At 54.9% G+C, this 25,809-nt stretch carries 26 protein-coding genes; 21 read left to right on the forward strand and 5 right to left on the reverse strand.

Annotated elements, in window-relative coordinates; all coding sequences use genetic code 11:
• Positions 1-5: 5 nt before the first annotated feature.
• The 4 genes from FHS18_RS25100 to FHS18_RS25115 are packed head-to-tail and all read right to left on the reverse strand — an operon-like array spanning position 6 to position 3,932.
• Entirely contained in the window at positions 6-911 is a 906-nt protein-coding gene (locus FHS18_RS25100; RefSeq protein WP_183603140.1) for an RraA family protein, read from the reverse strand.
• A 58-nt stretch (positions 912-969) separates the two neighbouring features.
• Positions 970-2,355, reverse strand: coding sequence for a mandelate racemase/muconate lactonizing enzyme family protein (locus FHS18_RS25105; RefSeq protein WP_183603141.1), 1,386 nt, complete (start codon positions 2,353-2,355; stop codon positions 970-972).
• Between the two features lie 39 nt (positions 2,356-2,394).
• On the reverse strand, positions 2,395-3,132 hold the full coding sequence (locus FHS18_RS25110; protein WP_183603142.1) for an SDR family NAD(P)-dependent oxidoreductase: 738 nt from the start codon (positions 3,130-3,132) through the stop codon (positions 2,395-2,397).
• Positions 3,129-3,932: an SDR family NAD(P)-dependent oxidoreductase gene (locus FHS18_RS25115; RefSeq protein ID WP_183603143.1), complete on the reverse strand. Its 804-nt coding sequence runs from the start codon at positions 3,930-3,932 to the stop codon at positions 3,129-3,131. Before FHS18_RS25115 ends, FHS18_RS25110 begins: the two co-directional genes overlap by 4 nt.
• A 277-nt stretch (positions 3,933-4,209) precedes the next feature.
• Between FHS18_RS25115 and FHS18_RS25120 the strand changes: the two genes are divergently transcribed.
• From FHS18_RS25120 to FHS18_RS25180, 13 genes are all read left to right on the forward strand, one after another.
• The gene (locus tag FHS18_RS25120; RefSeq protein ID WP_183603144.1) at positions 4,210-4,857 is read left to right on the forward strand and encodes a GntR family transcriptional regulator; all 648 of its coding nucleotides are present in this window, start codon (positions 4,210-4,212) and stop codon (positions 4,855-4,857) included.
• Between the two features lie 66 nt (positions 4,858-4,923).
• Positions 4,924-6,126, forward strand: coding sequence for a helix-turn-helix domain-containing protein (locus FHS18_RS25125; RefSeq protein ID WP_183603145.1), 1,203 nt, complete (start codon positions 4,924-4,926; stop codon positions 6,124-6,126).
• A gap of 118 nt (positions 6,127-6,244) precedes the next feature.
• Entirely contained in the window at positions 6,245-7,195 is a 951-nt protein-coding gene (locus FHS18_RS25130) for a carbohydrate ABC transporter permease (protein WP_183603146.1), read from the forward strand.
• Positions 7,195-8,028 (forward strand): carbohydrate ABC transporter permease, encoded by an 834-nt coding sequence (locus FHS18_RS25135; RefSeq protein WP_183603238.1) that lies wholly within the window; start codon positions 7,195-7,197, stop codon positions 8,026-8,028. Before FHS18_RS25130 ends, FHS18_RS25135 begins: the two co-directional genes overlap by 1 nt.
• Before the next feature lie 41 nt (positions 8,029-8,069).
• Complete coding sequence (locus tag FHS18_RS25140; RefSeq protein WP_183603147.1) at positions 8,070-9,407, forward strand: ABC transporter substrate-binding protein; 1,338 nt, start codon at positions 8,070-8,072, stop codon at positions 9,405-9,407.
• Positions 9,408-9,426: 19 nt separating this feature from the next.
• Entirely contained in the window at positions 9,427-10,389 is a 963-nt protein-coding gene (locus FHS18_RS25145; protein WP_183603148.1) for a mannonate dehydratase, read from the forward strand.
• A gap of 37 nt (positions 10,390-10,426) precedes the next feature.
• On the forward strand, positions 10,427-10,669 hold the full coding sequence (locus tag FHS18_RS35030; protein WP_183603149.1) for an ATP-binding protein: 243 nt from the start codon (positions 10,427-10,429) through the stop codon (positions 10,667-10,669).
• Positions 10,670-10,840: 171 nt separating this feature from the next.
• Positions 10,841-11,971 (forward strand): Gfo/Idh/MocA family protein, encoded by a 1,131-nt coding sequence (locus tag FHS18_RS25155; RefSeq protein ID WP_183603150.1) that lies wholly within the window; start codon positions 10,841-10,843, stop codon positions 11,969-11,971.
• A 51-nt stretch (positions 11,972-12,022) separates the two neighbouring features.
• Complete coding sequence (locus FHS18_RS25160) at positions 12,023-12,781, forward strand: sugar phosphate isomerase/epimerase family protein (RefSeq protein ID WP_183603151.1); 759 nt, start codon at positions 12,023-12,025, stop codon at positions 12,779-12,781.
• A gap of 87 nt (positions 12,782-12,868) precedes the next feature.
• Positions 12,869-13,639 carry a glucose 1-dehydrogenase gene (locus FHS18_RS25165; RefSeq protein WP_183603152.1) on the forward strand — a complete coding sequence of 257 codons (771 nt, stop codon included), beginning with the start codon at positions 12,869-12,871 and terminating at the stop codon, positions 13,637-13,639.
• Complete coding sequence (locus FHS18_RS25170; RefSeq protein ID WP_183603153.1) at positions 13,636-14,487, forward strand: MBL fold metallo-hydrolase; 852 nt, start codon at positions 13,636-13,638, stop codon at positions 14,485-14,487. The genes FHS18_RS25165 and FHS18_RS25170 overlap by 4 nt, the downstream gene beginning before the upstream one ends.
• A gap of 602 nt (positions 14,488-15,089) precedes the next feature.
• Entirely contained in the window at positions 15,090-15,596 is a 507-nt protein-coding gene (locus tag FHS18_RS35270; protein ID WP_343060673.1) for a hypothetical protein, read from the forward strand.
• The gene (locus FHS18_RS25180) at positions 15,593-16,054 is read left to right on the forward strand and encodes a hypothetical protein (RefSeq protein ID WP_246427901.1); all 462 of its coding nucleotides are present in this window, start codon (positions 15,593-15,595) and stop codon (positions 16,052-16,054) included. The genes FHS18_RS35270 and FHS18_RS25180 overlap by 4 nt, the downstream gene beginning before the upstream one ends.
• 33 nt (positions 16,055-16,087) lie before the next feature.
• Here FHS18_RS25180 and FHS18_RS25185 read toward each other — a convergent pair whose 3' ends face one another.
• Positions 16,088-16,957: an AraC family transcriptional regulator gene (locus tag FHS18_RS25185; RefSeq protein WP_183603155.1), complete on the reverse strand. Its 870-nt coding sequence runs from the start codon at positions 16,955-16,957 to the stop codon at positions 16,088-16,090.
• A gap of 137 nt (positions 16,958-17,094) precedes the next feature.
• Here FHS18_RS25185 and FHS18_RS25190 point away from each other — a divergent pair, with 137 nt between their 5' ends.
• From FHS18_RS25190 to FHS18_RS25225, 8 genes are all read left to right on the forward strand, one after another.
• Positions 17,095-18,624 (forward strand): glycoside hydrolase family 31 protein, encoded by a 1,530-nt coding sequence (locus FHS18_RS25190; protein WP_183603156.1) that lies wholly within the window; start codon positions 17,095-17,097, stop codon positions 18,622-18,624.
• Between the two features lie 231 nt (positions 18,625-18,855).
• A complete protein-coding gene (locus FHS18_RS25195) occupies positions 18,856-19,947 on the forward strand; it encodes a GerAB/ArcD/ProY family transporter (protein WP_183603157.1) in 1,092 nt (363 codons plus the stop codon).
• Entirely contained in the window at positions 19,944-21,485 is a 1,542-nt protein-coding gene (locus FHS18_RS25200; RefSeq protein WP_183603158.1) for a spore germination protein, read from the forward strand. The genes FHS18_RS25195 and FHS18_RS25200 overlap by 4 nt, the downstream gene beginning before the upstream one ends.
• Positions 21,482-22,585 (forward strand): GerAB/ArcD/ProY family transporter, encoded by a 1,104-nt coding sequence (locus FHS18_RS25205; RefSeq protein ID WP_183603159.1) that lies wholly within the window; start codon positions 21,482-21,484, stop codon positions 22,583-22,585. The genes FHS18_RS25200 and FHS18_RS25205 overlap by 4 nt, the downstream gene beginning before the upstream one ends.
• Position 22,586: 1 nt before the next feature.
• Positions 22,587-23,810, forward strand: a complete 1,224-nt coding sequence (locus FHS18_RS25210) for a Ger(x)C family spore germination protein (RefSeq protein WP_183603160.1) — start codon at positions 22,587-22,589, stop codon at positions 23,808-23,810.
• Between the two features lie 3 nt (positions 23,811-23,813).
• Complete coding sequence (locus FHS18_RS25215) at positions 23,814-24,035, forward strand: hypothetical protein (RefSeq protein WP_183603161.1); 222 nt, start codon at positions 23,814-23,816, stop codon at positions 24,033-24,035.
• 82 nt (positions 24,036-24,117) lie between these two features.
• Positions 24,118-24,807, forward strand: coding sequence for a response regulator transcription factor (locus tag FHS18_RS25220; protein WP_183603162.1), 690 nt, complete (start codon positions 24,118-24,120; stop codon positions 24,805-24,807).
• On the forward strand, positions 24,804-25,808 hold the full coding sequence (locus FHS18_RS25225) for a sensor histidine kinase (RefSeq protein ID WP_183603163.1): 1,005 nt from the start codon (positions 24,804-24,806) through the stop codon (positions 25,806-25,808). The genes FHS18_RS25220 and FHS18_RS25225 overlap by 4 nt, the downstream gene beginning before the upstream one ends.
• Position 25,809 lies beyond the last annotated feature (1 nt).

The raw sequence follows: 25,809 nt of genomic DNA on the forward strand, positions 1-25,809 counted from the left end.
AGCTTCTAATGACGGACATCGCTGGAAGGGCCGCCGGTATCGGTCTTGCGGGCTTGGGCCAGCTCGTCATCCCACGTCAGATGGCGATAGGGGGCGGCGGCTTCGTCTTGCTCGAACCAGCTCACGAAATCCTGCCACATGGCGACGCTCCAGGTCGAATCGATCTGGGCAGTCGTGTAGACCTGCTCCTTCAGCCGGATGAAGCCGAACACATCGCGCACCTGCGATTTCTCGGCATGAACGACCGTCAGCTCAGCCAGATGAGCGGGAATGAACATGACGCCGGAGGGAGTGCCGAGCACGACGTCGCCGGGGAGACATACCGCACGGCCGATGCGGGTCGGTACATTCATGCCGACCATCGTGACATCCATGATTGGCGTCGGGTCGCTGCCGCGATAATACACGTTGATGTTGTCGATCTCGACGATTTGCTGATTATCCCGGATGCCGCCCCAGATGACGGCGCCTCCTTGCTTGGTGCGGGTGGAGATCGCCGTCGACAAATTGCCGCCCACATAGGTCCCTTGATACACCTTATCGAACATGTCGACAACGACCACATCGTCTTCCTCGAGCGAATCGATTACCCACTGGTTGAAAAAGCCTCTGCGTCCTTCATGCTCATGGCCGTAATTGAGCAGCGTATCGTGCAGATCCGGCCGCTTCGGCACCATAACCGCCGTAACGGCGCGCCCGACCATCGTTTTCGACGGATGGATGATCTTGAGATCGCCTTCGAATTGGGCATGGTAGCCTTTGGACCAGAGCGGTCCCCAAGCCTCCTCCAGCGTGATGCGACGAAGCCGGCGCAGTACGTCGGCAGGCACTTTCGGCCGTCCGTTCGGGAATCGTTCGCCCTTCCATAGCGGCGTCCATTGCAAGATATCCTCAGGATTATCGAATTTCATGTATACGCACCTCCGTATAGGTTATGCCCGTTTTTAGGCATTTTCGTACATGCCTTCATTAACTCCAAAGGCGGTCATGCGACCAGTGTTGATTCCACGAATCGGTCTCTTCCCACAGTCCCGGGATCTCCGGGTGCAGATGCTGAGCGATCACTTCGTCGTTCAGCGCTTCGATGCCAAGGCCAGGCGCGTCCGGGACGGCGATGTAGCCATTCTGCACGAGCGGCTTCGGCAGCTTGCTGACGATAATGTCATCCCACCAATCGATATCGACCGAGTGGTACTCCAGCGCCAGGAAGTTCTCGGTCGCCGCGGCCGTGTGCACGGCGGCCAGACAAGCGATCGGGCTTTCGGCCATGTGGATGGCCATCGCTACGCCATATTCCTGCGCAAGGTCGCCGATTTTCTTCGTCTCCAGGATACCGCCCGTCGAGAGCACGTCGGGATGGATGACGGATACGCCGCCGGAAGCGAGGAGGGGCTTGAAATTTTCCTTCAAATAAATATCCTCGCCGGTGCAGATCGGCGTCGTGACCGCGCGTGCCAGCTGGGCATATTGGTCGGTATACTGCCATGGAATCATGTCTTCCATCCAAGCCAGATTGTACTTGTCGATCCGGCGTCCAAGCTTGATGCAGTCTTGAAGTCCGATATGGCCGAAATGGTCGATGGCTAGCGGAACCTCGCTGCCGATGACCGAGCGCACGTCGGCGACGTACTGCTCGAGCATCTCGAGGCCTTTCTCCGTTACATGAATGCCGGTGAAAGGGTGGGCGATGTTATAGATATCGTATAGCCGGCTCCGCAGCTTGCGCAGCTCAAGATCGGGCAGATTGGCATTTTTCCGGTTGTACCACGCCTTGGACAGGGAGCGCATCTCTTCGATGAAGCCGAGCGGGGCGCTAAGCGTACCGGGCTCATGAATAATCTGGTTGATGCCCAGATCCATCTTGAGGAAGGTAAAGCCCATCTCCATCCGCTTCTTCAAGGCTTCGCCCATCGCTTTGCCGGTGTCCTTGCCGTTGACGTCGGTATCGCAGTACATCCGGATTTTGTCGCGGAATTTACCGCCGAGCATCTGATAGATCGGGATGTTGTACGCTTTGCCGGCCAGATCCCACAGCGCGATCTCCAGACCGCTGACGCCGCCGCCTTGACGCGCATGGCCGCCGAACTGCTTGATGCGCCGGAACAGCTTGTCGATATGGCACGGATTCTCGCCGATCAGCCGGCTTTTGAGCATAAGGGCGAACGTTTTGTCCGCGCCGTCCCGCACCTCGCCGAAGCCGACAAGCCCTTGGTTGGTATACACCTTGATCAGGCTGCAGTGCATCGGGGCGCCGGCGATGTCGGCGAAACGGATGTCGGTAATGACGAGCTCCGACGGTTTAGAAAAGGTATTGACGTGAGCCAAGGTACCCTCGAATGTTTGTTGTTCCAGCATCGGATCTGCTCCTTTATAGGTAGTGGTGGGGTGGTGCGGTTACATCAGCATGCCGGCCCCGTCGAGCCGAATGGCGGTCCCTGTCATGAAGGACGATTCCTCGGAGGCGAGATAACAGACCAGCGAAGCGACGTCGGCTGGGAGTCCTACGCGGCCGAGCGGAAATTTGCGCCGATCGGGAGCTCGGTGGGATTGTCGATACTTGCCGACGTCGACGGCTCCGGGTTCGACCGTATTGACGGTAATGCCGTATTGGGCAAGCTCGATCGCGCTCTCGCGTCCGAGCATCTTGATTCCGCCCTTGGTCATGGCGTACACGACGTCAAAGTCGGTCGGCCGCTTGGCATGAATGGAAGAGATCAGAATGATGCGCCCGGACTTACTTACTTTCATATAAGGAATGACGGCCTGCATGCATTGCCAGTAGCCTTTCAGATTGGTTGCCATCACCTGTTCGAATTGGTCCTCGGTATAGTCGCGCCAGTCTTGGTTGAGTTGAAGCGCGGCGTTGTTCACGAGAATATCGATGCCGCCCCAATGCGCAGCGGCTGCGTCTACCATGCGCCGTATGTCCTGTTCCTTGGATACGTCTGCCTGTATGAGGAGGCATTCGCCGCCCGAGGCTTCGATCTGCTTGCACGTATCCAGCGCGCCGGCTTCGCTTGCGTTATAATGGACGCTTACCTTCGTGCCGCGCGCCGCCAATGCGAGGGCGATGCCTTTGCCGATGCCGGTCCCGGCACCCGTCACGATCGCGGTTTTTCCGCTCAGGCTCATGTCTTACTGTCCTCCTCACCGACGGGCTTCGCCATTTTGTGATCCATGTAGTGGAGCAGGAACCCGCCGTCTAACCGAAGACAGGCGCCATTCAGACAGCGGGCTTCGCCTGTGCCGAGAAAACTTATGATGCTGGCCAATTCGTCATAGGTACCCACGGCCCCGCCGGGAATTTTGCGCCGATAATTGTCGTACAGCGCAGAGATCGTGCTGCCGAACATCCGGTCGGCATCGTCCATGGGCCCCAATTGCAAATAATTGACCTGCACGCCATGCCGTCCCAGGAACAGAGCGGCCTCCTGGGCCAGCATCTGGATCGCGCCCTGCGAGACGCTGTACGAGAAAGCGGCGCCGCTCGGCTTCTCGGCATGAATGGAACCCAAGTACAGGACGGTTCCCGAGCCTCGATCCGCCATTTGCCCGCCGATCGCTTGCGTGCAGCAGAAGGCGGTCTTGGCATTCTCTCGGAGCACGCGCAGGAATCCGTCTTCCGACCCGTCTTCCACGCTAGCCCGCTCGTGGGAGCTGTTATTATGAAGAAGAATGTCGATGAAGCCGAGCTGACCGGAGACCTGCTCCAGCACGCCTGCAATGGAGGCGCGATGGCGCAGATCGGCACGAACGACCACGACCTGCGAACCGAATGCGCGGCAGGCTTGGGCGAGATTCGGTATTCCGGCATCATTTGCCTTGCTGTTCAGGACCAGATGAGCGCCATCCTGCGCCAGACGCAGACTGAGCGCGCGGCCGGATTCGCTGCCGGCATCCGTGATGAATACGACCTTGTTCGATAACCTCATATGCGCCTCCCCGTCACTGGGCGATCCGAGTGAGTGTTGACCCCTTGCAGCGGTTACGTGACCATCTTACAAAGGGCTCAGCCGGTTCTGCGACGGGGCAAAATTATGATTTTGTTTGTTTTTATTCGATTGCGAGCGGAAGCGAATTTGCCTTGGGTCTCCTAAAAATTTACTGGTTGACAAAAGAAAGGGACTGCTCTTAGTATCGAGTTATCGATTATCGATAATCGCACCGCCAATACAAGTACCGGATCTGTACAGGGGGGATATGACGAAGATGAAGAACGCTCACCTGGCGCTGCCGCCCGTGTCACGAAGCGAGCATATTTATCTAGCCTTGAAGAAACGGATCATGAGCGGGGATATGCCGCCGGGACACCGTCTCATCGTCCTCGAGATCGCCAGGCAATTCGATGTCAGCCAAGCTCCGGTTCGCGAAGCGATGGAGCGCCTGAAGCAGGAGATGCTCATCGTGGGGAAGCCGAACAAAGGCTCTGTGGTCTCGGAGATTACCGCGCAAGAGATTCGCGATATCTACGAGCTTCGGCAGCTGATCGAAGGGCATGCGCTGCGGGCGACGATGAAAGCGCTGACGGAGAGCGACATCAAGAAGCTGGAAGCGATCGTCATCGGGATGCGAAATTCGGTGGACGATGGGGATCCCTACCGTCTTGTCGAGCGGGATATGGATTTTCACGGTTTCTTCTACGAGCATAGCGGCAACGCGCTTTTCCTGGAGATATGGAACAGCATCAAGACCAAGATCATGCGGTTCATCTCCATCACGAACCAGGACCATCCGGGCTACACCCTCCCGGATTCGCACACCGAGCTGCTGGATCTCATCAAGGCGGGGGATGTGGAGCAGACGGAGAAGAAGCTGATCCGCGGACTGGATTTCTACAAGCAATACACGGGCGGATAGCCATAACGTGAATACGGCACCCGTATTTTTCAAAAGCCATCTTTTCGCATGAGAGGAGAATGGGGATTGAATAAGAGCGTATCGACAAGCAGCGCAGCGAGGGTCATAGGCAGAGAGATCGCACCCGCTGAACTGTCACTAGCGGAGCTGATCCGCAGCGAGCAAGCGACTTCCGAGCAAATCAGAGACAGGCTGAAGCAGCTCGGCCATCATTATCACTACGCTTATCCGACCTTGGCGTTATGCGCAGTCGGAGCAAGCGAGGGGGCTGTGGCCTATCCGCAGGCCCATTTACTTGAAATCTGCAAGGCGCTTGAACGGATTGCGCAGGGAGGCTGCGCCGTATTCCCGGATCCGTTCGGCAGGGATATCGGCATTTTGTTCTCTTGGGATAACCGTTCCTTTCTCGAACGTCTTCATGAAATCACGACCCTTCCTTCACACGCACTCACACTCACATCCTCGTCCACGCTTACGATCGGAATCGGCAATCCATGCCAGCACCTCCACGATCTCCACCAAAGTTTAAGCCAGGCGCAAACGGCGCTCGAGCATAAGTTCTATGCCGGGACACGGCAAGTGATCTTCTTCAGCGGTCTAAAGCCACATACAGTTGTCGACAAGTATCCGGAACAACAAGAAAATAGTCTGCTTAGTTTGATGCAGGAGCAAGCGGCAGAAGCGATCGAACCGGCGATCGAAGCTTATTATGAAGCGTTATTGGAGCGAGGACCGCTCCGCAGCAACGACGTCAAGAATGCGACACTTCGGCTTTTGATCGGTCTGGAACTTCAAATGAAAGCGTCATCATGCCAACGAGTAAGTGCCGCAAGGCCAGATTTGTTGTCGATTCTCCGGATGGAAACGCTCCAGGAAATCAAGGCATGCGCTGCGCATTTTATTCGAGGCCTCATGGACACGGGTTCAAGCAAGGAGGGCATGAACAGCAGCCTAATTAAGAAAGCGCTTACGTTTATGGAGAACGAATATGACAAAGCGACGCTCCATTATGTGGCCGAGAAGGTATTCCTGACGCCTGCCTATCTGAGCTCCTTATTCAAGAATCATATGGGCGTGACGTTCATCGAGCATCTGACCGAGATCCGCATCAGCCATGCGAAGAAGCTGCTGAAGCAAACTTATCTGAAAAATTACGAGGTTGCCGAGCAGGTAGGTTATCACGATTCGCGCTACTTCAGTCAAATTTTCAAGCGAAAGGTAGGGTTGTCGCCAAGCGAATTCCGCGATTCCTTCCAGCTTGCCAACTAAAAAAATCAAACATAATCAAAAAAATGCCTCGTGGGCAAGCCGCTTCCGGTTTGATAATTTAATGCTAGCGGTTGTAAGCGCTATCTAAATTGAAGTTCGGAGGAAGGAGCATGTTCGAATGGCTTCAAAATCATCGGTTGTCACCCTGCCGGCCAAAGCGCGAGCGCGCAGAAGCGTCATCTCCGGCAGGCAGCACCTTGCCGGCTACCTGTTCATCGCGCCATGGCTGATCGGGTTTTTCCTGCTCACCTTATGGCCGATCTTGCGCTCGTTCTATCTATCCTTCACGGAATATTCCCTGCTCGATGATCCAACCTGGATCGGCCTCGGCAACTACGAAGACATCTTCCTCAATGACCGGATCTTCGTCCAGTCGCTCAAGGTGACGTTCACGTTCGTCCTGTTGTCCGTTCCGCTGAAGCTGTTCTTCTCGCTATTCGTTGCGATCCTGCTCAATAAGAGCATCCGGGGAATCAGCTTTTATCGGACGGCGATCTACTTTCCTTCGCTGATCGGCGGCAGCATCGCCGTATCCGTGCTGTGGCGGAATATCTTCGATCTGAACGGCTACATCAACCATGTCCTCAGTTGGTTCGGCATTCCGGCGGTCGGTTGGCTGTCCAATCCCGATACGTCCCTTCTGACGTTGGTGCTGCTGAACGCCTGGCAGTTTGGCTCGACGATGGTCATTTTCCTGGCGGGGCTGAAACAGATTCCTAGCGATCTGTATGAATCCGCCTCGGTGGACGGGGCGACGAGATGGCGCCGGTTCTTCCACATTACGCTGCCGATGCTCTCGCCGGTCATGTTCTTCAATCTGGTGCTTGGCGTCATCGGGTCGTTCCAGATGTTCACGTCGGCTTTCATCATCACGAACGGGGGACCCGCCAATTCGACTTACATGTACGCGCTGTTCTTGTTCGAGAAGGCGTTCAAGAACTATCAGATGGGGTACGCCTCCGCATTGGCCTGGATTCTGCTCGTGATCGTGGCGGCGCTTACGCTGCTTAACTTCGCGCTATCGAAATATTGGGTGTATTACGAAGCGGAGGGGGGACGTTCGAAATGATGAATCGGGCTTATGCCAAGGGGCCGATGAGCCACCTGACGTTGACGGCGGTGTCGCTCATCATGCTCTATCCGGTCATCTGGTGGATCGGCGCCTCGCTCAAGAAGAACACGGAGATGGGGCTGCCGTCGCTCTGGCCGGATACGCCGATGTGGGACAATTACATCAAAGGGTGGCAGGTGACGGCCGAATACAGCTTTACGACCTTCTTCGTCAATACGTTAGTCATGGAATTCTGGAGCGTCCTGGGCGGCGTGCTGACCAGCGCGATCGTCGCCTACGGGTTCGGCCGGCTGCAGTTCGCGCTCCGCGGCTTCTGGTTCTCGATTCTGCTGTTGACCATGATGCTGCCCGGTCAGGTGACGATCGTACCGCAATACATCTTTTATAACAATTTGGGTTTCGTTGACAGCTATATTCCGCTTGTCCTGCCGCACTTCTTCGGCGGCGGCGCATTCTTCGTCTTCCTGCTCGTGCAATTCATCCGCGGGATTCCGCGAGAGCTGGACGAGGCGGCCAAGATCGACGGCGCTTCCGTCTACGGTATCTTCCTGCGCGTCATCTTCCCGCTGATCCGGCCCGCGCTCGTCACCGTTGCGATCTTCACCTTTATATGGAGCTGGGACGACTTCTTCGGCCAGGTGCTGTATTTGAGCTCGATCGAGAAATATACCGTCGGTCTCGGGCTTCGGATGTTCATCGACCAATTCGAGATTCAATGGGGCCAGCTGCTCGCCATGTCGCTCCTATCCGTGCTCCCGTCCGTCATCGTGTTTTTTCTGGCGCAGAAGCATTTTGTCGAGGGGATTGCAACTACCGGCATTAAGGGGTAGTCACAATACGAAATTACGAGAATGGAAGGGGATTGAGCGGTATGACCAAAGCAAGTAAAAAGAGCAAATGGAGGCTGGGCCTAACCCTGCTGACCGTTGCGCTGGCGCTGGCAGGCTGCAGCGGCGGCAATAACGGGGAGGGAGGCGGCGCGCCGAACGCCAACGATGAAGGAAGCGGCGGCAGCGCGGTCAAGCCGGTCAACCTGAAAATCATGTGGTGGGGACCGGATGCGAGGCATCAAGCGACCTTGAAGGCGTTGGATCTATATAGCAAGCAGACGACGAACGTTACCTTTACGCCGGAATATCTGGCCTGGGATGCCTTCTGGACGAAGCTGGCGACGCTCGCCGCCTCGAAATCGATGACCGATGTGCTGCAGATGGACGGCGCATATATTCAGGATTACGCGAAACGCGGACTGCTGGAGGATTTGTCCGACATCGACTTAAGCGGCATCGTAGATTCCAAGCTGATCGAGAAACTCAAGATCGACGGCAAATTATACGGGATTCCGCTCAGCCATAACGGGACCGGTCTCGCCTACAACAAGGCCGATCTGGAAGCGGCGGGCATCACGCTGCCGGCCAAAGACTGGACGTGGGACGATTACTTCGCCTTCGCGAAGGAGGCGCGCGCCAAGCTGCCGGAGGGCAAGTACGGCATCGCCGACAACTCGGCGGGCTGGGATTGGTTCCAATTCTATCAGACTTCCCAGGGCAAAGACCCGATCATGGTCGATGGCGTGAAGTTCAATCTGGATAAAGACTTGTGGTTCCAATTCCAGCAGACGTACGAACAATTCCGCAAAGATAAGATCGTGCCGCCGGCGCAAGTGCAAAGCGCCTTCAAGGAGAACGATCCGAAGGCCGATCCGATGGCATCGGGTACTGTCATGACCCGGACGGCGACGGTCGGTTCCGTCAGCGTCCTGGAAGGGATGCTGCCCGGCAAGGTAGGCGTCGTGAACAACCCGACCGGTCCGTCCGGCGGCGGCTGGGCGCAGGCAACGATTTTCTTAAGCGTCAGCAGCTCCTCCAAGAATAAGGAGGAGGCGAAGCAGTTCGTGCGTTGGTTCATCTCCGACAAGGAAGCCGGCCAAGCGCTCGGGATGACGCGCGGTATTCCGATCAACGAGGAAATCTATAAAGAGCTGGAGCCGACGATGACGAAGATGGATACGATCGGCAAAGACCTGCTGAACACGGCGCTGGATAAAGCGCTGCCGTTCTACCCGGCGCCTCCGGGCTGGGAGGACTTCGTGAAGACGTACCAGACGGAGATGGAGTCGGTCATGTTCGGCAAGCAGTCGCTGGAGAAAGCTTACGAGAACATCGTGGAGAAAGGGCAGGAAACCGAGGAGAAACTGAGCAAAAAGTAGAAAGGTGGCGCGAAGCGACATGCAATTAGCTGAATTTTTCCCGTCCCATCCGACCCGGCTATGGCATCTGGCCAAACAGATGGGCATTCAACACGCCGTAGGTCCTCTGCCAAGGGAAGAGAACGGTTGGAAGCCGTGGGATTATATGAATCTGCTCCATATGAAGAAGCGGTTCGAAGATTTCGGCTTCAATCTTGCGGTTATTGAATCGCTGCCGCCAACGAACAAGATCAAGCTGGGACTGCCGGGGCGCGATGAAGAGATTGAAGTCATGCAGCAATTCATCACCAATTTGGGGAAGCTGGGCATTGGGGTATTGTGCTACAACTTCATGGCACAGTTCAATTGGTTCCGGACGTCCACGACGACGCGGACGCGCGGAGGGGCGCTCGTCTCCAGCTATGATCATTCCCTGATGAAGGACGCTCCGCTTACCGAAGCGGGCATCGTTACCGAGGAGCAGCTATGGGAGAATCTGCACTATTTCCTGACGCGCATCGTCCCGGTCGCCGAGAAGGCGAAGGTCAAGCTGGCGCTCCATCCCGACGATCCGCCGATCACGCCAATCCGCGGCGTCTCCCGTATTCTGCGCAGCGCGGATGCGCTGCAGCGGGCAATCGATCTGGTGCCGAGCGAATACAGCGGCATCACGCTCTGCCAAGGGACGCTCGCGACGGCCGGAGAGCATATCCCCGACGTGATCCGCAGGTTCGCTGCCTTGGACAAAATCTTCTTCGTCCATTTCCGGGACGTCCGCGGTACGCCGGAGAAATTCGAAGAAACGTTCCATGACGACGGCGTGACGAATATGTTCGAAGCCATGAAGACGTACCGGGAGGTCGGCTTCGACGGGCCTTGCAGACCTGACCACGTGCCGACGATGGAAGGGGAGGACAATTCGAACCCCGGCTATGAGCTGCTCGGACGGCTCTATGGCGTAGGTTATATCAAAGGACTGATGGATGCGGCCATTGCGACCTAGACCGGAAACCTGCTAGTTTCATAGGCGGCTTCTCTATGTGAACAAGCGGCGCGAAGCGGGAGCTAGCGTGCAGCTGGAATTTGTCGTGGAAGATACCGGTATCGGCATCTCCTCGGATAAGATGGGCCACTTGTTTCAGCCGTTTACTCAGATCGACAATTCGGTCACGAACAATCTTGGCGGAACGGGACTTGGCTTGTCCATATGCAAGGACGGGACGATGTTTATTTTTACCGTTGTCGTAACGAAGCTTGCGGCCGATACCGCTATCCAAGAATAAATACCATGCAGAGCATGAGTGCAAACCACCGATTCCTGTCTAGTGATGGGGTCGGTTTATTTTTGTTTAGCCTAAATTTCGTTCATCGAATCGCTGCGCAAGCATAACAAGGCATCCCCTCAGAATATAGTAAACGGAACGCTATTAATCTGAAGAGAATAGGGGATTGCGATGAAGAGAGTGAATGTAGGCCTCATAGGCTGCGGCATGATAAGCGGCATTTATTTGAAAAATTTGACCCAAGTGTTCAACCACGTCGTGAATGTGACCGCTTGCGCCGATCTGGTTACGGAGCTGGCCAAGAAGCGTGCGGAGGAGTTCAACGTGCCTGCAGCTTGTACGGTGGACGAGCTGCTCGCCGATCCGGAAATTGAAATCGTTCTCAATCTAACCGCCCCAGCCGTACATGCCGCAATCAACCTGAAGGCGCTCCAAGCCGGCAAGCACGTATACACCGAGAAACCTTTTGCCCTGACGCGGGAAGATGCGCATGAGGTGTTGACGCTTGCCGAGTCCAAAGGTATGCTCGTCGGCTGTGCGCCCGATACGTTCTTGGGCGGCGCGCTGCAAACCTGCCGCAAGCTCATCGATGATGGTTGGATCGGTACCCCATATGCCGCTAACGCGACGATTATTATGGGGAATGCCGGAGACGGGATGCATCCGAACTTCCACAATTTCTTCAAGCTTGGCGGCGATCCGATCATGGATATGGGACCTTATTATTTGACGGCCTTGGTTCATCTGCTAGGTTCGGTGCGAAGAGTGACCGGTTCGGCACAGCAGCTCCGCCAAGAGCTGACGATCGAGAATCTCAAGTCGCCGCGCTACGGGGATACCGTTCCGATCGAAGCGCCTACCAACGTTACGGCGGTATTGGACTTCCACAGCGGCGCAGTCGCAAGCTTGCAGGCAGCCAAAGAAAGCTTCGGTTATAAGCCGAGATTGGAGATCTACGGGACAGAGGGGAATATGACGGTGCCCGATCCGAACTTCTTCGGTCCTGTACCGGGCCTTGGCAGCTTGATCACCATCCAGTCCCGCGGCGGCGAGACGAAGGAGCTTCCGCTGTCGCACGGATTCACGGAAGATAGCAGAGGAATAGGCGTCGCGGACATGGCGTATGCGATTCGCACCGGCCGGCCTCATCGGGCGAGCGGCCGATTGGCGGAGCATGTGCTGGACATATCGCTCGGGATATTCGAAGCTTCGACGACGAATCAGCACGTTCCTATCCATACGAAGGCAGACCGTCCCGCGCCGCTGCCGCTTGGGCTTAAATATAATCAGCTGGACAGCTAGCGATAACGAAGAAAGTCTTGCATTCTCAGTCGAGAGAAAGGATGATCAGATATGAAACCGTTTCCGATCGCATTCCAGCCTTATACGATTCACAAGCAGTTAGCGGAGGACTATGCAGGCTCCCTGGAGAAAGCCGCTCGGATTGGCTATCGGGGCGTAGAGCTCGGCAGGCCTCCGGAAGGCATGACCGTCCAGGAACAGAAGGCGCTGCTGAAGCGCCTTGGGCTGCAGGTGATCAATACGTGGGGCGGATTCAACAGCCTTGATTTCGATATCGAGGAGACCGCTAATTATCTGGATGAAGTAAACGGCAAGTTCGTGACGGTATCGATGCTCTTCGATGGTTCTATGGAGGACGTTCTGCGCAAGGCAAGGGAGATGAACCGGATTGGAGAAGCCTTCCGGCGGCTGGACAAGCAATTCCTGTATCACAATCATGATTGGGAGTTTAAGAAGATCGACGGCGAGTACATCCTCGATATCCTGCTTCGGGAAACCGATCCTGAATTCGTAAAGCTGGAGATCGATACCTACTGGGTGAGGCGCGGGGGAGAAGATCCGGCAGCTTATCTGAGTAAGCTCCACAACCGCTGCCCGCTGCTTCATATCAAGGACATGGAGCCGGGCGAAGAACAGTTCTACGCTGAGGTTGGCGAGGGGATTCTTGATTTTGCGGCAATCGCGGAAGTGGCTGAGGCTATCGGGACGGAATGGCTTGTCGTCGAACAGGATCTGAGCCGCCGGGATCCGTTCGATAGCCTGGCGATCAGCTATCGTAATCTAGGCCGACTGGGACTCGTACAACAATAGCGTGCGGAAGCGGGTTATCAGAGGATCGGGCTTCGGGTAAAAGAAAGTAATGGTATGGCATGCGTATGCAATGGAAGGAGGGCTAACGTGGGAAGCCGGCTTCAAGGCAAGGTAATCGTCATCACGGGCGGCACGAAGGGCATCGGCAAAGGAGTCGCGCTAATGTGCGCCCAAGAAGGTGCTGTAGTTGTGCTTGGGGGAAGGAATGAACAGGACGGCGCAAGCGTCGTCCAGGAGATCAAGGACGTTCATCATGCAGAGGCGTTGTTCGTCCAAGGGGACATCAGCCGCGAAGCGGCGTGCAAGCAGTTGATTCACGAAACGGTGAACCGCTACGGCAGAGTGGACGGGCTGGTCAACAACGCGGGTATCTTCCCTCGAGGCACCATGGTGGATACGTCGGAGGAGCTGTTCGATTCGATTTTTGCCGTCAACTTGAAGGGCGCCTTCTTCTGTTCGATGTACGCCATTCAGTCGATGCAGCAATCCGGCGGCGGTTCTATCGTCCATATGGGTTCGACGAACGGTTACAAAGGAGCAAAAGAATTGGCCGCGTATTCCTGTTCGAAAGGGGCGATGCTGACGTTAAACCGCCACATCGCTGCCCATCATGGCAGGGATCGTATCCGCTCGAACTGGGTTACCGTCGGCTGGGTTGCCTCCGAAGGCGAGATCGAGCTTCACCGGAACAATGGCGTAAGCCTGGAGGATTTGCAGACGAAGGCCTCGTCCCATATCCCTTCGGGCCGCATGCAGACGCCTGAAGACATTGCGTATGGAGCCGTCTATCTCTTGTCCGATGAATCGAGCCAAGTAACCGGCACCGAGTTGCACATCAATGGGGGGATTGGCTTATGACGAACACGAACAAACCATTCACGAGAATCGGGGAAGCGCTCATCAGGGAGATCGACGAAACCCGCGTACCGTTCGGTATGCTGGCGATTTGGTTTCTCGGCCAATGCAGCGTCGTCGTGAAAGGCGGGGATGTGGTCCTGTACATCGATCCGTACTTGACGCCATCGCCGCATCGGGCTTTCGAGCCGCCTTTGAAGCCGGAGCAAATGACGAATGCGCACTATGTGTTGATTACCCATGACCATATGGATCATATGGATCCGGATACGATCGCGGCATTGGCTGCGGCTCACGGCGACACGTTCTATATGGCTCCCGGATACTGCCGGGAGCCGATGCTGCGGCTCGGCGTTCAACCCGAGAAGCTGATTCAGGCACGGTCGAATGAATGGTGGAACGGCCCCGGATTTCGGATCAAGCCGCTGCCTTCTGCCCATGAAGAGCTGGAATACGATGATGAACTGGACCACCGCTTCGTCGGTTATGTGGTGGAACTTAATGGCGTTACCCTGTATCACGCCGGCGACACGATCGTATATCCCGGATTGATCGAAGCGCTGCAAGCCGAATCGATCGACCTCGGCATGGTGCCGATCAATGGGCGCGACCCGTTCCGCAATGCAATGAATATCGTTGGCAACATGAATTATCGGGAAGCGGCAGAACTCGCGGTCGCAGCCGGTTTCGAGACCGTCATTCCGCTTCATTACGATATGTTCGCCGGCAATTCGGAGCATCCCGGTTATTTTGTCGACTATCTATACGATCGGTATCCGACGCAGAAGAGCCATGTCTTGGCGCGGTTCGAGCGGTATGTGTACGTCTCCGACGCCGCGTTGCGTTCGTAAGAAAGTCAGTTACAAGGTACTGCATCCATAGGCGGGATCTATGTCCCCTCCGAAATGTATCTATTACTCCTTACGATTGCATTCATACTATAATAAGGTGCGAAGCAAAATCACTGGTTTAACGGTTTTATTTATGCTCGCACTGGCTATTGATGGCGGCACACGACGTGTGCCGCTCTTTTTTTGTGCTTGGGGGACGAGATTGGTTCGGGAGCAGGTTGCCGCCGCGGCAGGAGCTTCCTTTTTGACATTGGCGTGCAGTGAATGAATAGCCTTTCGGTCAATATGAAATCATAGGATAAATTGGTAAACCCGGAGGCGGCATGGAAAATTTCAGAAACCGATTTCGTAATAGAAGGTATATCGCGCATGTCAGCATGTTGGGGACTACTCAACTGCATAAGCGAAACCCGTATACATTGGCCTGCTGGTCCATGGCATTCCCTGGTTTTGGACATTTGCTCTTAAATAAGTATTTGCGCGGGTATGCGTTAATTTTGTGGGAGATGTTCATTAACCAAAAAATTCATTTGAACTTAGCCATGGTGCTTACGTTTAACGGTCAATTCCAAGCAGCCAGAGACGTATTGGATCCTAAATTTATGTCATTGTATATTCCGGTTTACTTATTCGCGATCTATGACAGTTACCGAACAGCTGTCGATCTGAATAAAGTTACGCTTCTCGCCCAAAGGGAAAACGGACGGTTCAACGAGTTTACTATAGGAGCGCTCGAGATCAATTACCTGGATAAACGCAGTCCATGGGTAGCTGCCGTCTGGTCAATGGGAATCCCAAGCGTCGGACAATTGTATCTCCATCGTATCGTTTTGGCTGTATTTATTCTGGTCAGCACGATTGTCATTATGTGGCATTCGAATTTTATCCTGGCGCTCCACTATCTAATATTGGGAGATGTGAGCAAGTCTTCTTCTGTCCTCGACGCGCAGTGGCTCATGTATTTTCCCTCCTACTACTTCTTTACGATCTATGATGCTTATACGAATACCGTCGAGAATAACAAACTGTTCAATGATGTACAAAAAAAATACTTGGAAGAAAATTACCAGCCAGTTGGACATCTAATAACCACGGGAGACAAAACATGATGCAGATTCTGGCTACATTCGAATACTCCACTTTACTCGAAATCGCGATTACGGAACTGGAGGAAAAGGGCATAACGACGATTTACGCGGCAACGCTCGATCTGCGTAAAAAAGAACCGAGACTTCTAGATAATATTCACCGGGCGGATGGGCTGTCCTTTATGGATAAAGGCATGATTTTCGCATTCATGTTTTCAACCATAGGGGCTAGTAAGGGGTTCGTGTGGCAAGGGGGTCCCATTATTTGGGGTATTGCCGGCGCACTACTCGGTTTTGTTCTAGGCGTTGCGCTGAATTGGGCGATTTACCTGATCAAACGGAACAAAAATCAGCTTCAAATCAAGAAAGGGAAAAAGGGAGAGGTGATCCTGATCGTTACATGCGATGAGAATCAGGCCTCCATGGTTGAAGATATATTGTGGGACCATAGGGCTCTTGGGATGACAAGCACAAGATAACAATGCCGATTGCAATATAAACCCATTCGCGCGTTACTCATAATAGATCGCATCATAAGGGAATTCCAGTTCTCTTAGCCGATATTCGGTTGGCGTGAGGGACATGTAGGCACGGAACACTTTGCCAAAATAACTCGGGCTCTCGAAGCCGCAGCGTTGACCGATTTCCTGAATCGGCAAATCCGTCGTCCGCAGCAGCGCGATAGCGGCTTCGACCCTGCGGTCTCGCAAATAGGCGAGCGGCGAGGTTTGCTCCGACTTCTGGAACAGCCGGCAGAAGTGGTATTTGTTGATCTCCAAGTGCTCGGCAATCGAGTCGAGCGTATGCGGCAGCGCGTACTGCTCCCTCATGAGCCGCTTGGCTTTCTCGATCAGCGCGCTCGACTTGTTCGTTAGTTCCTTGCCGGCCGCCTGGCTTGTTCGTACTAAGGTGAGCATCCATTCATAGACGGAGACGGACAATCGGTACTTGTCGGTCACCTTGTCTTCCGCTACCGTTCGCAGCAGCTTCCACAGCCCTTGAATCAAGGGCGAATCAGGATCTCGCCAGATGACGGGGCCTTCCTGCTTCATGACGATGTCCCAAATTCGGCTGGCCTCTTCGCCTCGGAGATTGATCCAGAGCACCTCCCATGGTTCCGGCTGCTCAACGTAATAGTAACGGCTTGCGCTTGGAATTTTGAGCAGGAAACCCGAGCCTTGCGGCAAGGCGATGCGCTTCTGCTCGTATTCCAGAACACCTTGGCCGCTTAGCGTATATTGAAAGATGACATGCCCAGCGTCGGGTCTGTCGTCGCTTGCGAAGTTATAGCCGTGGCTGTCAATTTCCTGCCAGCCGATCGAATCCAACGTCAAGATCGAATGATCATCGTGTCGGAATCCATAGGCAGAATGCTTAAGCATCTGATCATCTCCTGCTGAGATAAAGTCAATTTTGTACTAGTATAGCGCACGATCTTAAGATTGTCTTCCCTTCGGCTCAGTTGTACGATCTTGGTAGATGTACGCCAAAGCGCAACTCTCGACCTTAGGAGGCTATCATGCATAACGAAATGATTCGAATCGCGTTAACGGAGAACGAACAGTGGTGGGGAGGGGCCGTCGGCGACGGTATCCATATGCCATTCGGCAGCCGGTCGTATCAGAGAGACCTGTTCGGGGATGCTGCGTACAATCAGGCCTGCCCCTTGCTGCTATCGAACAAAGGAAGATCCATCTGGTCGGAGGAACCATTCCGCTTTGCGTTCGAAGGCAGCGAATTGGTCGTCGAGGGGAAGGCCGGGACGATCAAGGTCGAGCAGGGCGGCGATGATCTGCGCGATGCCTTCCGCTATGCCTCGAAGACGTACTTCCCGGCGTCCGGGACGCTTCCCGACGAAGTGTTCTTCGCCGTTCCCCAGTACAATACGTGGATGGAGATGGGCATTCATCCGACCCAAGAGAAGGTTCTGGCATACGCGGAAGCGATCATTGGCAGCGGATTGCCGCCGGGCATTCTGATGATCGACGATAATTGGCATGAAGACTATGGCACGCTCGTCTTTCATCCGGGCCGGTTCCCCGATCCGAAGGCGATGATCGAGCAGCTTCATGCGCTTGGTTTCCGCGTCATGCTGTGGGTATGCCCGTTCATTAGTCCGGACGGCGAAGTGTTCCGCTATCTGCACGAACAAGGATACCTGCTCAGAGAAGCGGACGGCAGGCCGGTGATTCGCAAGTGGTGGAACGGCTACAGCGCGGTTCTCGATGGATCGAATGAGGAAGCGATGAGCTGGTTCACGGGCGTGCTGGACCGGCTGATGGACCAATACGGCGTCGATGGATTTAAGCTGGATGCCGGAGACCCGCAGTACTATGAGGCGACGGACGTCGGGGCGAGACCGGCAACGCCGAACGAGCAGTGCGAAATATGGGCAAGACTCGGCCTTCGGTATGCCTTCAACGAATACCGCGCTTGTTGGAAGCTCGCCGGTCAGCCGCTCGTTCAGCGGCTGGCCGACAAGAATCACAGCTGGGGAACGGACGGACTTGCGAGCCTGATCCCGAACGGGCTTGCGCAAGGATTGATCGGCTACGCCTTCAACTGCCCGGACATGGTCGGCGGCGGCCAGTACGGGGATTTGATCCGTCCGGATTTCCAGGTGGACGGCGAATTGTTCGTCCGCTACGCCCAATGCTCGGCGTTGTTCCCGATGATGCAGTTCTCGACGGCTCCATGGCGGGTGCTCGGCGAGTCGCATCTTGCGCTTTGCATCGAAGCGGCACAGCTTCACTGCCGGATGGGCGACGAGATTACCGAGCTCGCCAGACACGCTGCGGCGACGGGCGAGCCGATCATGCGGCACATGGCTTACGTCTTCCCGAGTGCAGGCTATGAGACGATTACGGACCAGTTCATGCTGGGCGACAATATCCTGGTTGCGCCCGTCATCCAGAAGGGCGCAACGGCCCGGAACATCGTATTCCCGGAGGGCACGTGGATAGGGGATGATGGCAGCGAAGTGGTCGGACCGTGTGAGGCAGAGGTAGAGGCGCCGCTTTCGAGGCTGCCATGGTACTGCAGAGGATAGCTTCCCGGCTCCGAGTAACCGGTCGTTCATAACGATACGCAGACACTTGCACATTGCGGGTGTCTTTTTTGACTGTAACAACCACGCTGATTGGGGGTGTGCAGAGGGCCGAGGCCCCTCCGATGGAGAGGTGGGGAGGCGAAACTCGACTAGCATACATAAGGATGGATGCAATTGGCAAAAGTAACGGTAAGGAGCGTACACCCATCATGGAAAGGGGCGAACAATGGCATGGAGCGTACGAGTACTTTTCAACTTACCGCACTGATCATCTTATTCCAAATCGGCAGCACATCGTTATTCCTGCTCGCCAGCGACGCTGACCGCGATGCATGGATGGCCACGCTCATCGCGATGATCGCGGGTCTTGCGCTGCTGGCATTCGTAACGCTGCCTATCCAACATATGGAGCCCCGCAAAAACCTTGTGGAAATTCTAAAGAGTTATCTTGGGCGGTATGTCGGAACGGCGCTTGCGTTTACGTATATCCTTTATTTCTGCTACAAGTCGGTTCGAAACGTACGGGAATACGGGGATCTGATGATTATTTACATGCTCCCGAATACTCCGCTGTTCGCGATCATGCTCATACTGGTTCTCTTATCGGGCTATGCCGTTTATCAAGGGGTAGAAGTTTTCTTTCGGCTTACGGAGATTCTGCTGCCGATCATTCTCCTCATCTATATCACGCTCATCATCATGTTGACGAGCAGTGAACTGATGGATTTGAGCAGGCTGCAGCCGATGCTTGAGAAGGGGATTAAGCCCGTCGTGAAAGCGGCGATTCCCGGCGTCATTTCGTTCCCGTTCGGCGAAATGGTCGTCTTCCTGATGCTATGGAGCTTTTATAATGGCGAACGGCCGATGTCCAAAGTCTCCATATTGAGTTATGCATTCTCCGGGCTGTTCATCCTGATTACCAATATCTCGATTATCAGCAGCCTGGGGCCACTCTCGACGGTAAGCACGATGCCGTTCATGCTGGGGACGAGTTACTTGCAAATTACGGAGTTGATCGAGCGGATGGACCCTTTTGTGGCGTTGCTATTGTTTGCCGGCGTGTTCGTCAAGCAAACGACTTATTTCCTCGCGGCCGTCCTTACGGCCTCCACCTTATTTAAGGTGAAGCGCCGAGTTATGATCCTACCGATCGGCGCCGTCATTTATATCGGCTCCTTCTTGTTCCAGAGCCATATGGCGCAAGTATGGATCGGGTTCAAATACAATCTGAAATACCATTTCCCGATCTTCCAGATCGCCATTCCAATCCTGTTGCTGCTGATCATGCATATGAAAAAACATCGAATGAGAGAGCGCCTATGACGACCGCGATTCCGAAGCAGCTGAAAGTTGCCCTGAACTGGATCAACTCCGAGCTCGGCAATAGCCCGGATACCGTTACGCGAATGTTCACGCCTTCAGGCACGGATTCCGTATCGGTAGGCGTGGTGTATATCGAAGGTCTGGTCAGTATGGACACGGTGAACGGCCGCATTATCCACACCCTTATGGATGCACCCGATCTGGGTGATCAGAAGCCGCTGAATTGTGACGGTTACTTCCGGTTTCTGAAGGAGAAGGTGGTATCCGTCGGCCGCATTGCCGAGTTGTCTACCAGCGAAGAGATGTTGACCGCATTGCTGGACGGCTATACGGTCCTGCTGATCGACGGCTGCACGTCTGCCCTTGCGGCCCAGACCCCCGGAGGGGCCAAACGGAGCGTCGAGGAGCCCAGTTCGCAGACGGTTATCCGCGGCCCGAAGGAAGGATTCACCGAGGATCTGGGGACGAACATCTCGTTGATTCGGCGCAAGATCAAATCGTCGAAGCTGAGGTTTGTCCAATTCAAGATCGGCCAAGTGACGCAGACCGATGTCGTCGTTTCCTACATTGAGGACATTGCCAATGCCAAAATCGTCGATGAGATCCAAAAGCGGTTGGAGTCGATCGATACCGACAGCATACTGGAGAGCGGGTATATCGAAGAATTCATTCAAGATCGGACCTTCACGCCATTCCCGACCCTGCTGAACATGGAACGGCCGGACTCCATCGTCGGCGGCATTCTGGAGGGGCAGATCGCCATTCTCGTGGACGGCACCCCATTCGTCTTGCTTGCGCCGGTTACCTTTAATCGATTCTTCCAGTCGAGCGAGGACTACTATCAGCGTTTCGACATCGCTTCCTTCTTGCGCATCATTCGCTATGGTTCCTTCTTCGTCTCGATGCTGCTGCCGTCGCTCTATATTGCGATTTCGACGTTCCATCAGGAAATGCTTCCGACTACGCTGCTGATCAGTCTGGCCGCGCAGCGGGAGGGCACCCCGTTCCCCGCGCTGGTCGAGGCGTTCATTATGGAGTTGACCTTCGAAGTGCTCCGCGAGGCAGGCGTTCGCATGCCGCGGGCAATCGGCTCCGCGATCTCCATCGTCGGCGCGCTCGTAATCGGCCAGGCCGCCGTCCAGGCGGGATTGGTCTCGGCGGCAATGGTCATCGTCGTATCGTTCACGGCGATTTCGAACTTCGTCATCCCTTCGCTCAGTATGGCGACGGCTTCCCGTCTCATCCGGTTCGGCATGATGATTCTGGGGGGAACATTCGGCCTGTTCGGGATTATGTCGGGCCTGATGTTCCTGCTTATCCATATGGCCGGCCTTCGTTCGTTCGGCATTCCGTTCCTGCTGCCGATCTCGCCGGTATCCGTCAAGAATCTGAAGGACGTCTTCATCCGCGTGCCGAAGTGGGCGATGACGACCCGTCCGCGTCTTATATCGGATCCGCAATCCAGCAGGCGGCAAGCTCCGGGTCAGAAGCCGGCACCGCCGGATGCCGATCACGCTACAGGAGGGGAATCGGAATGAATGAGAAAATCACTTCCTTACAAGCGTCGGCCTTGATCATGTTCGCGATCGTGCCCACCGGCATCTTGCTCGTCCCCGGCGCCGTCGTCGGAGTAGCGGGGCAGAATGCCTGGCTGTCGGTGTTGGCAGGCATGGTCATAAGCGTCGGTCTTGCCATCCTCGTCGGCATCGTATGCCGTCAGTATCAGGACGCCCCGTTCCTGCAATGGATTGAGCAGCGCTGCGGCCGGTTGGTTGCGGCGCTGCTCGGTCTCTACTTGACGCGTTACTATATGACGACGGCAGCCGTGACGCTGCGCGAGTTCACGAACTTCATCTCCGAAGAAATCATGCCGAACACGCCCGAGCTGCTGCTTAAGATCATCATTATGCTTGTCGTTGTCTACGCCGTCATTCAAGGTATCGAAACGATCGTCCGCGTCAATATCGTGATCTTCTTTATTTCGGTCGTGCTGATGTTCATGGGGCTGTTCCTGATTGGGGAAAATATAGAGATCAGGAATCTGCTGCCCATCTGGGAAGGTACGCCGATGTCGTTCATGCACGGGGCGCTATTGACATTGGCCTGGCTCTCGGAAGTTTCGCTTCTATTGATCCTCGGCCCATACCTGAGGAAGAATTCTCCGCTCATCCGTACGGGAATCGTCGGCGTCATGATGGCCGGCTCCGGCATTCTGATTACCGTGATCGTTGCCATGGCCACATTCGGCAACAAGATTACGCAAATGCTTACCTTCCCGAGCTTCGTCATCGTGAGCTTGGTCGAGATCGGCAGTTTCTTGGAGCGCCTCGAAATCGTGTTCATCTCGCTCTGGATCATGACCATGTACGTGAAATTAGCCGTCTTTTTATTCGGGGCGGCTCACTGCTTCATATCGGCGTTCAAGTTGGAAACGGAACGGTTGTTTATTCTGCTGCTCGGTTTATTGATCTTGCTGACTTCGCAATATTCCTGGGCGAATACGGCGGAGTTCCACCGGTTTACGTTAATGTTGGGCACGCCCGATCTGTTCGCGTCCAACATCGTGCTGCCTCTTGTCATTGGCGTTGTTCTCGTGGTTTCTTCCCTATGGTCCAAGCGTGTGGAAGGGAGCGGATAATATGCGTAAGCAAGGTGCGCGGCTCCTGGCAAGCGTAATGCTCTGCATGCTTCTGACCGGATGCTGGGATCGAACGGAGCTGAATGAGCTCGGGATCACGGCTGCGACGAGCGTGGACAAAATCGGCGACAATTGGATCGTATCGTATCAACTCATCATTCCCTCGGCGATATCCACGCTCTCAGGCGGAGGTGCCGGCGGCATCTCGCCGATCACCGTCCATTCGACCAAAGCCAGGACGATTCGGGAAGCGGTAGCCAAAAGCAAGCTCGAAAGTCCCCGCCAATTGTATTTTGCGCATAACCGGATTCTGGTCGTAAGCGAACGGGCGGCCCGTTACGGACTGAGCTCCCTTATCGATGTCTATTTCCGGCTTCCGAACTCGCGGGAGACGGTCAGCATGCTTATTACCGAAGGCAGTCCCGTCCGCATCCTTCGTCAGCTGATGAGCATACAGCCGATCTCCGGCCAAGGCGTTCAACAAATCATTAGCAACGAGAGTAGGAGCTACTCGCTGCTGCCGCACGTCAAATTGTACAAGTTCGCGATGAATATCGTCGGGGACGCCCGAGCCGGCGTTATGCCGGAAATCCTGGTCAGCGGCTCGCCCAACGTGGATGCGGTGAATCAAATGGGCGAGACCAATCAGCCATCGCGGCTGAAGCTCGGCAGACTGGCCGTCTTCAAATCCGACCGGTTCTACGGTTGGTTCTCGCAGCGGGAATCGTTCGGCGTGTCGTTCCTGACCGACGAAGTGAACCAAGCTTCGATTTCTTTTAATTGCGGAGGCGGCTCGGATCAGCAAGGGGGGATGAATTCCGCCGTTACGCTGACGCGTTCCCAGACGAAGGTAAAGCCGCATATAGTGGACGGCCACTTGCAGATGGAGGTTCACGTGAAGTCGGCGGGTATGCTGGAGGAAACGGTCTGCACCGATAACTTGCAGGATCCGAAGGTAATTAAGCGAATGGAAGGCAGCATCCAAAAGGAAATCAACGGCATCATCATGGCGGCTTGGGAGGCTTGCAAGCGCGACAAGGTGGATGTGCTCGGGTTTGCTGGGGCGGTTCACCGCAAATATCCGAAGCAGTGGAAGCGGATGAAACAAAACTGGGATCAGGAATTTGCGTCTGCCGACCTCAAGCTTACGGTGGATTTCAAGCTTGAACGAATCGGGGTCAGCAATAAGTCCTTCAAGTCGCTCGAAGAACCGGAAGGGGAATGATGCATGCTGAGCACAGCCTTGAGCCTTATGCTATATGCCGCCATTTTCTATGCGGGATCGAAGGCATTATCCGCGAGCAAACGAAAGGTCGAGCTCGTTCTGTTCGTGCTCGTGACCGGTTGGTGCGCCTACATCCATATTGCGGTCCTGAACCATTGGCAGGTGCATACGCCGGTTACGCTGCAATCGGATTTGCTGGAATACGTGAGCGTCTGGCTCCGGTAATGCGGACAACCCTTTAATCCCACCAAGGTTTCGTATACACTTGTATAGGACAATTCCGGTGGAAAAAGTGGTGACCTGATTAATGTTCAAAATTATGCTGATTGAGGATGACGCGACTCTGTTTCATGAAATCAAGGAGCGTTTGTCCCAATGGTCTTATGAGATATACGGGATCGGGCAGTTCGATCGCGTCATGCAGGAGTTTGCGGAGGCGGGACCCGATCTCGTCATCATTGACATCCAATTGCCGAAGTTTGACGGCTTCCATTGGTGCCGGATGATCCGTTCGCATTCGAATGTGCCGATCATCTTCCTCTCGTCCCGCGATCATCCGACGGACATGGTCATGTCCATGCAGCTTGGCGCCGACGACTTCGTGCAGAAGCCGTTTCACTTTGATGTGTTGATCGCCAAGATCCAGGCAACCCTGCGCCGCGCGTACAATTACAATGCCGAGCCGGTTCAGTTGAAAACCTGGCGGGGCGCCGCCGTCGAATATGTGAAGAATACGATTACCAATGACACGGGAACGGTAGAGCTGACCAAGAACGAGATGTTCATCCTGAAACATCTCATGGAGCGCAAAAACATCATTGTCAGCCGCGAGGAACTGATGGCTAGTTTATGGGACAATGAACAGTTCGTGAGCGACAACACGCTGACCGTCAATGTCAACCGGCTGCGCAAGAAGCTGGACATCATCGGACTCGGCGCCTTCATCGAGACGAAGGTCGGCCAAGGGTACATGGCAACGGAAGAGGCGGGGTTATGATCGGCCGATATCTCGTCGAGAGGCGAAGCTGGCTGCTCCTTTTGCTATTCCTGCATCTGCTGATTGTGTTCGTCGCCTTCATCGACACTTCGATACCGCTCATGCCCATCTTGTATATTACGCTGCTGTCATCCATGGTCTGTCTCGTCTTCATCATGGTGAGATATCAGCAAGAAACGAAGTTTTACAAGCAGGTAGAGGCGATGGAGCATGCCTACGACCCGGCTGCCCTGCGCATGGCCGAGAGCCCCTTCGAGCGGATTGTGGAGGAGGCGATGTCCACGCACAGCCTCCGCAACAAGAAAGAAGCATCCGGCCATATGCTCTTGCTCGAACAAGAAAAGGACGAGCTGTTGTCCTGGATCCATGAAGTGAAGACGCCGCTAACCGCCATGCAGCTGATGATCGATCGCTTGGCCGAAGAACCGCTCAAGTCCCGGCTTAACTACGAATGGCTGCGAATTCACCTTTTGCTCGACCAGCAGCTGCATCTGAAGCGGATTCCCTTCATTGAGAACGATCTGTATATCGAGGATACGTGGTTGGAGCCGGTTATTCATAAGGAAATCAAGGATTTGAGATCCTGGTGCATCCAAAAAGGGATCGGCTTTGACCTCTCTCTGGAGGCGGACCACGTGCTGACCGATGCGAAGTGGCTCGGTTTCATCGTGAGGCAGATCCTCACGAATGCGGTCAAATACAGTGAAGCTTCCGACATTGAGGTGAGGAGCTTCCATGAAGAAGGACATGTGATGCTGATGGTTCAGGATTACGGCCGCGGGATCAGCGCGAAGGATTTGCCGCGCATATTCGATCGGGGATTCACGTCGACCGTGCTGCATCAAGATAGCGCGGCTACGGGAATGGGGTTGTATCTGGCGCACAAAGCAGCCGAGTCGCTTCATATTCGCATTGAAGTGGAATCCGTTTATGGGAAGGGCTCGACGTTCCGGCTCGCGTTCCCCGTACCGAACGATTTTGACCAAATGACGGGCATGTGAC

This window comes from Paenibacillus phyllosphaerae, from assembly GCF_014192105.1.
GTDB classification, from domain to species: Bacteria; Bacillota; Bacilli; order Paenibacillales; family Paenibacillaceae; genus Paenibacillus_Z; species Paenibacillus_Z phyllosphaerae.

What these genes read in the sequence shown, in the direction of transcription:
- FHS18_RS25100 (WP_183603140.1), bottom strand. Translation starts at nt 911, where the DNA reads ATGAAATTCGATAATCCTGAGGATATCTTGCAATGGACGCCGCTATGG.
- FHS18_RS25105 (WP_183603141.1), bottom strand. Translation starts at nt 2,355, where the DNA reads ATGCTGGAACAACAAACATTCGAGGGTACCTTGGCTCACGTCAATACC.
- FHS18_RS25110 (WP_183603142.1), bottom strand. Translation starts at nt 3,132, where the DNA reads ATGAGCCTGAGCGGAAAAACCGCGATCGTGACGGGTGCCGGGACCGGC.
- FHS18_RS25115 (WP_183603143.1), bottom strand. Translation starts at nt 3,932, where the DNA reads ATGAGGTTATCGAACAAGGTCGTATTCATCACGGATGCCGGCAGCGAA.
- FHS18_RS25120 (WP_183603144.1), top strand. Translation starts at nt 4,210, where the DNA reads ATGAAGAACGCTCACCTGGCGCTGCCGCCCGTGTCACGAAGCGAGCAT.
- FHS18_RS25130 (WP_183603146.1), top strand. Translation starts at nt 6,245, where the DNA reads ATGGCTTCAAAATCATCGGTTGTCACCCTGCCGGCCAAAGCGCGAGCG.
- FHS18_RS25135 (WP_183603238.1), top strand. Translation starts at nt 7,195, where the DNA reads ATGAATCGGGCTTATGCCAAGGGGCCGATGAGCCACCTGACGTTGACG.
- FHS18_RS25140 (WP_183603147.1), top strand. Translation starts at nt 8,070, where the DNA reads ATGACCAAAGCAAGTAAAAAGAGCAAATGGAGGCTGGGCCTAACCCTG.
- FHS18_RS25145 (WP_183603148.1), top strand. Translation starts at nt 9,427, where the DNA reads ATGCAATTAGCTGAATTTTTCCCGTCCCATCCGACCCGGCTATGGCAT.
- FHS18_RS25155 (WP_183603150.1), top strand. Translation starts at nt 10,841, where the DNA reads ATGAAGAGAGTGAATGTAGGCCTCATAGGCTGCGGCATGATAAGCGGC.
- FHS18_RS25160 (WP_183603151.1), top strand. Translation starts at nt 12,023, where the DNA reads ATGAAACCGTTTCCGATCGCATTCCAGCCTTATACGATTCACAAGCAG.
- FHS18_RS25170 (WP_183603153.1), top strand. Translation starts at nt 13,636, where the DNA reads ATGACGAACACGAACAAACCATTCACGAGAATCGGGGAAGCGCTCATC.
- FHS18_RS35270 (WP_343060673.1), top strand. Translation starts at nt 15,090, where the DNA reads ATGTCATTGTATATTCCGGTTTACTTATTCGCGATCTATGACAGTTAC.
- FHS18_RS25180 (WP_246427901.1), top strand. Translation starts at nt 15,593, where the DNA reads ATGATGCAGATTCTGGCTACATTCGAATACTCCACTTTACTCGAAATC.
- FHS18_RS25185 (WP_183603155.1), bottom strand. Translation starts at nt 16,957, where the DNA reads ATGCTTAAGCATTCTGCCTATGGATTCCGACACGATGATCATTCGATC.
- FHS18_RS25190 (WP_183603156.1), top strand. Translation starts at nt 17,095, where the DNA reads ATGCATAACGAAATGATTCGAATCGCGTTAACGGAGAACGAACAGTGG.
- FHS18_RS25195 (WP_183603157.1), top strand. Translation starts at nt 18,856, where the DNA reads ATGGAGCGTACGAGTACTTTTCAACTTACCGCACTGATCATCTTATTC.
- FHS18_RS25200 (WP_183603158.1), top strand. Translation starts at nt 19,944, where the DNA reads ATGACGACCGCGATTCCGAAGCAGCTGAAAGTTGCCCTGAACTGGATC.
- FHS18_RS25205 (WP_183603159.1), top strand. Translation starts at nt 21,482, where the DNA reads ATGAATGAGAAAATCACTTCCTTACAAGCGTCGGCCTTGATCATGTTC.
- FHS18_RS25210 (WP_183603160.1), top strand. Translation starts at nt 22,587, where the DNA reads ATGCGTAAGCAAGGTGCGCGGCTCCTGGCAAGCGTAATGCTCTGCATG.
- FHS18_RS25215 (WP_183603161.1), top strand. Translation starts at nt 23,814, where the DNA reads ATGCTGAGCACAGCCTTGAGCCTTATGCTATATGCCGCCATTTTCTAT.
- FHS18_RS25220 (WP_183603162.1), top strand. Translation starts at nt 24,118, where the DNA reads ATGTTCAAAATTATGCTGATTGAGGATGACGCGACTCTGTTTCATGAA.
- FHS18_RS25225 (WP_183603163.1), top strand. Translation starts at nt 24,804, where the DNA reads ATGATCGGCCGATATCTCGTCGAGAGGCGAAGCTGGCTGCTCCTTTTG.